Below are 4,389 nucleotides of genomic sequence, written 5' to 3' on the forward strand. Positions count from 1 at the left end.
ACCAACGTTAACGTGCGGTTTTGAACGTTCAAACTTTTCTTTAGACATTAGGTTGTCCCTCTAAGACACGGAATCGGTGGTTTCACCACATCAACCAAGCAATTGTGCTTGTTTAGATATCAGCAGGAAGAAAACCAGGAGGCAAGAACTAAGGAAGTGGTGCTGATAGGCAGATTCGAACTGCCGACCTCACCCTTACCAAGGGTGCGCTCTACCAACTGAGCTATATCAGCACATCTTGGAGCGGGCAGCGGGAATCGAACCCGCATCATCAGCTTGGAAGGCTGAGGTAATAGCCATTATACGATGCCCGCGTGAACTCGGCTACCTGACTTTAATCAACTGTATTATATCTCAAGTATTTTCGCTGAAATAATAACTCGATTCAGAATACTCAAGATGAAAACTGGTTTATGGTGGTGGGGGAAGGATTCGAACCTTCGAAGTCTGTGACGGCAGATTTACAGTCTGCTCCCTTTGGCCGCTCGGGAACCCCACCTTTCCAAATTTTTGATGGTGCCGGCACCAAGAATCGAACTCGGGACCTACTGATTACAAGTCAGTTGCTCTACCATCTGAGCTATGCCGGCATCAAGTGCTGCGCATTCTAGGTAGTATTCACCTGTGATGCAACAAAAAAATTATCTTTTTTGTTTTTTCGCTCACATTACGTTCAACCAAAGTTGTTTTGGTGATTTTTTCAATAGATACAGTACAAATGACAAACAAAAATTCGCAATATGAAAACTTCAACAAACAAACTGACAGATTATTTTGAAAAATTACTTATCAGAGATAAACAAAAAACTGCTCATTTTTTCGTAATTTTGTATTTTCCATCAAAAAAATTACTAAAATAATAAAAATTTCTACGCCTAAGATAGTTCAGCCGATATGATGAGGTTTATTTTTTGTCGGATACGGGTGTGTACAACAACCCGTCCAACCTGCATAGACAGGCAGATGTTGGCTTATGAATAAGAAAGAATCTTTTTTAACGACCCCTTATTTACAATTTGATCGTGAACATTGGGCAACTTTGCGTGACTCAGTGCCTTTAACATTAACAGCAGAAGAGGTTGCTGCTTTAAAAGGAATTAATGAAGAAATTTCAATAGATGAAGTAGTTGAGATCTATTTGCCATTATCACGCCTACTTAATTTTTATATTAGTTCCAATATACGGCGTCAAGCTGTTCTTGAGCAATTTTTAGGGACTGGTGGGCAAAAAATACCTTACATCATTGGTATTGCGGGTAGCGTTGCTGTTGGGAAAAGTACAACGGCACGTTTATTACAAGCATTATTGAGCCGCTGGCCTGAACATCGTCGTGTGAAACTGGTGACAACAGACGGTTTTTTACACTCTAATAATGTGCTCAATGAGCGTGGCTTAATGAAGAAAAAAGGATTTCCCGAATCCTATGATATGCGCGGTTTAGTCAAATTTGTCTCCGATATAAAATCAGGTGTCGAAAAGGTTACGGCGCCAGTATATTCTCACCTTAGCTATGATATTGTACCTGACGAACAGCTTGTCATAGAACGACCAGATATTCTGATACTAGAAGGTCTAAATGTGCTGCAAAGTGGCATGGATTATCCCCATGAGCCACATCATGTCTTTGTTTCTGATTTTGTTGATTTTTCTATTTATGTTGACGCATCAGAACAATTACTTGAACAGTGGTATGTCAGTCGTTTTCTTAAATTCCGCCAAGGCGCTTTTGCTGACCCAGACTCTTATTTCCACGGTTATTCTAAGTTAACGACTGAAGAAGCAATAAAAGTCGCATCAGACATTTGGAAAGAAATTAATGGATTAAATCTACAACAAAACATCTTACCCACCAGAGAACGCGCCAACTTAATTATGACTAAAGGTGCTAACCACGCTATTGAAAACGTCAGATTAAGAAAATAATGTAAGAGCCGGAAGTCTCCGGCTTTATACTCAGCATCCTCTCAAAGAAATTTCACCACCAATATACGGCGTAATGACACCATCAATATCAAGCAATAGTGCACCTTGTTGGTCAATTCCACGGGAGATCCCATAAATTTCTTGATCACCAATAATCAATTTCACTGGACGATCCATAAAATTATCTAATTTAAACCATCTGGAAATAAAAGGTAATAATCCTTCGTTTTCAAACTGGACCAACGCTTTCTTTAGTTCAATAACGATTTCAGCAACTAACTTATTTCGTTCAATAGTCACTCCTGCTTGCTGTAGATTAATCGACCTCTGGTTTATTAATTTTTGCTGCTCACTGCTCATTGAAATATTCATACCAATTCCGATGACAATCTGAGCTGCATCTCCTGTTTTCCCCATTAATTCAACTAATATACCAGCCAGTTTCTTATCATCCAGATACAAATCATTAGGCCACTTTACTTTTACCCTTTCTGCTCCCTGACGATTCAAAACTTCCGCAATTACAATACCGACTATTAAGCTTAATCCAATTGCAGCAGCAGGCCCTTGTTCTAAACGCCAGAACATAGATAAATATAAATTCCGGCCAAAAGCAGACACCCATTGTCTTCCACGACGGCCTCTCCCTGCATATTGGTATTCTGCGACGCAAGAATCCCCTGAAGTAAGTTCCTCTAATTTATCTAAAAAATACTGATTTGTGGAATCAATAACAGGAATAACCTCAATGCCATTATTTGGCAAGTAGATTTCAATCATTTCTTTACTAAGAAGATTCATGGGAGCAGGAAAACGGTAACCTTTACCGGGGATCGTCAAAATCTCCACTCCCCACTCACGAATAGTCTGGATATGTTTATTTATTCCTGCCCGGCTCATTCCTAATTCCTGACCTAACTGCTGCCCTGAATGAGTTTCACCATCTGATAGCACATTAATTAATTTTAATGGAATACTAATATCTTTCATGAAATACATTCCACTGCGTTTATTTCACCTTCACTACCAATGAAACGGACTTCAGGCTCTAAAAAAATATCAAATTTTTTAGCTACTTGCTTACGTACATAAGCAGCCAAGGCAATAACATCCTGCCCTGTGGCATTGCCTTGATTGATTAATACCAATGCTTGTTTCATGTGAACAGCAGCATCACCAACACGATAACCTTTTAAATGACATTGATCTATCAACCAGCCCGCAGCTATTTTTACACTATACTCATTATGATGATATTGAGGACATTCAGGGTATTCCGATTTAATTTTTTGCGCCAATTCAATCGATACAACCGGATTCTTAAAGAAACTCCCTGCATTTCCTATAACAGCAGGATCTGGCAACTTACTTTGGCGCATTTCACAGACTACATGGAATATTTGCTCAGGTGTAACATCGCCCCCCAAGAACTGCGTTAAACCATTATAGGTTAATATAGGCTTCCACGTTTTATTTAGCCTCAAACCAACAGAAATAATTGCATATCCTTCTCTATACTGATGTTTGAAGACACTATCCCTATAAGCAAATTGGCACTCGCTTTCCATCAAACGAATTTGTTTACCAGTTTTCAGCTCAACTAAGTCAACATATTCACAGACTTGTTTAAACTCAATTCCATAGGCTCCAATATTTTGGATAGGGGCAGAACCAACGTTCCCAGGAATCAATGCCAAATTCTCCAGACCAAAAATTTGTCGATTTAGTAAATATTTAATTAATTCATGCCAATTTTCACCTGCGCCGACATGAATATGCCATGCAATATCGGATGCTTGTATCTCGATACCAAGAATACGATTTAAAATTACTGTTCCCTTAAAATTTTCAGTAAATAGAACATTGCTACCTCCTCCCAGTATAAGGATAGGATGACCACTCTTCTCTGCTTTTTGCCATAAAGATAAAAGTGATTCAGTTGAGGTTGCCGTACAAATACGTTCAGCATTAGCTGAAATGCCAAACGTATTAAACACTTTTAGTTGAGTTGGTTGACAGACAGACATTCATTTCTAACTCGATAAATAATTTGCCTGTAGTCTAGCAGACTCTATCTTTGAAAGATAAACCAGTAGTGACTGACTTACTATAGAAGACATAGAAAAAAGAAAATAACCAGAAATGCAAAAGGCCACTCATTTGGGTGGCCTTTTGACTGGATATTAAAGCTTGGCAGTTCCCTACTCTCACATGGGGAGACCCCACACTACCATCGGCGCTACGGCGTTTCACTACTGAGTTCGACATGGGGTCAGGTGGGACCGCCGCGCTATTGCTGCCAAGCAAATTCTGTATTATTTGCCGAACACATTATTCATGGTGCTGATACCCAGATTCGAACTGGGGACCTCACCCTTACCAAGGGTGTGCTCTACCAACTGAGCCATATCAGCAAATGCTAAAATAAAAAGTGTTGCCAAAATGGCAACACTTATAAATGAATG

The 4,389-nt window shown here is 39.4% G+C and carries 3 protein-coding genes, 5 tRNA genes and 1 rRNA gene; 1 reads left to right on the top strand and 8 read right to left on the bottom strand.

Going from position 1 to position 4,389, the window contains the following annotated elements; genetic code table 11:
* Positions 1-157: 157 nt before the first annotated feature.
* From ABLA85_RS18335 to ABLA85_RS18350, 4 genes are all read right to left on the bottom strand, one after another.
* Positions 158-233, bottom strand: a tRNA-Thr gene (locus ABLA85_RS18335).
* A gap of 6 nt (positions 234-239) precedes the next feature.
* Positions 240-314 (bottom strand) — tRNA-Gly (locus ABLA85_RS18340).
* 100 nt (positions 315-414) lie between these two features.
* Positions 415-499: transfer RNA gene (locus tag ABLA85_RS18345), tRNA-Tyr, on the bottom strand.
* 15 nt (positions 500-514) lie between these two features.
* Positions 515-590, bottom strand: a tRNA-Thr gene (locus ABLA85_RS18350).
* Positions 591-973: 383 nt separating this feature from the next.
* On the opposite strand from ABLA85_RS18350, the gene coaA reads away from it, so the two are divergent.
* Positions 974-1,924, top strand: coding sequence for a type I pantothenate kinase (gene coaA, locus ABLA85_RS18355; RefSeq protein ID WP_367965761.1), 951 nt, complete (start codon positions 974-976; stop codon positions 1,922-1,924).
* A 30-nt stretch (positions 1,925-1,954) separates the two neighbouring features.
* On the opposite strand, the gene birA is transcribed toward coaA, so the two are convergent.
* From birA to ABLA85_RS18375, 4 genes are all read right to left on the bottom strand, one after another.
* The gene (gene birA / locus ABLA85_RS18360; RefSeq protein WP_367965762.1) at positions 1,955-2,914 is read right to left on the bottom strand and encodes a bifunctional biotin--[acetyl-CoA-carboxylase] ligase/biotin operon repressor BirA; all 960 of its coding nucleotides are present in this window, start codon (positions 2,912-2,914) and stop codon (positions 1,955-1,957) included.
* Positions 2,911-3,951: a UDP-N-acetylmuramate dehydrogenase gene (gene murB, locus ABLA85_RS18365; RefSeq protein ID WP_367965763.1), complete on the bottom strand. Its 1,041-nt coding sequence runs from the start codon at positions 3,949-3,951 to the stop codon at positions 2,911-2,913. The genes birA and murB overlap by 4 nt, the downstream gene beginning before the upstream one ends.
* Before the next feature lie 161 nt (positions 3,952-4,112).
* Positions 4,113-4,228: ribosomal RNA gene (rrf, locus tag ABLA85_RS18370) — 5S ribosomal RNA — on the bottom strand.
* A gap of 34 nt (positions 4,229-4,262) precedes the next feature.
* A tRNA-Thr gene (locus ABLA85_RS18375) sits at positions 4,263-4,338 on the bottom strand.
* Positions 4,339-4,389 lie beyond the last annotated feature (51 nt).

It is taken from the genome of Xenorhabdus sp. SGI246 (genome assembly GCF_040838225.1).
Taxonomy (GTDB): domain Bacteria; phylum Pseudomonadota; class Gammaproteobacteria; order Enterobacterales; family Enterobacteriaceae; genus Xenorhabdus; species Xenorhabdus indica.

Coding starts and splice junctions, on each gene's coding strand:
- coaA (WP_367965761.1), top strand. CDS start 974: ATGAATAAGAAAGAATCTTTTTTAACGACCCCTTATTTACAATTTGAT.
- birA (WP_367965762.1), bottom strand. CDS start 2,914: ATGAAAGATATTAGTATTCCATTAAAATTAATTAATGTGCTATCAGAT.
- murB (WP_367965763.1), bottom strand. CDS start 3,951: ATGTCTGTCTGTCAACCAACTCAACTAAAAGTGTTTAATACGTTTGGC.